The sequence below is a fragment of the Corallococcus sicarius genome (assembly GCF_003611735.1).
Taxonomy (GTDB): Bacteria; Myxococcota; Myxococcia; order Myxococcales; family Myxococcaceae; genus Corallococcus; species Corallococcus sicarius.
The window spans coordinates 1-471 of the sequence record NZ_RAWG01000722.1; the positions used below are offsets into that span (position 1 = coordinate 1).

Here is a 471-nt window from a genome sequence, read left to right on the forward strand (position 1 = left end):
AGATTACAGAGTTCCATTTCTTCAACACCAAAGACGAAGAAATTAAGTTATAATTTAATTAGCCGATTTGCTATAATACCAAAGGCTTCCTGAAAAGGAGGCCTTTTTTCTTTATAACTACTTTAATGGTAGTTTTGTTAACAACAGCTATTGAAAATGAATGGAACTTTAGCCCAACTGATTGCCATTGTAGCTTATGGCAACGAGTGCCTGATAAACGATAAACTGGTTAGTGATTTTTATTCTTCTAACTCAACTTTTCAATTCTGTAACCGGGTACAATTCTGGGATATTATAACTAAAAAATCCTTTTTAAGAAAATCGGCAGAGCCCGGAATTGTAGCCGATGATCCGATTAAATGGGTTGAAAATTTAAAGCACTCAGGTTATAAAAAACTGAAACTGATTTATAGACCCTCGAATGATCAATCATTTGCTCAATATTATCAACTTGCTGGATTTGTTGGAGGA

1 protein-coding gene is annotated in these 471 nt (G+C 34.0%); it reads left to right on the forward strand.

Annotated features, from left to right (window positions below; genetic code table 11):
* Positions 1-150: 150 nt before the first annotated feature.
* On the forward strand, positions 151-471 hold a 321-nt coding region (locus tag D7X12_RS43920; protein WP_208719650.1), incomplete at its 3' end, for a hypothetical protein.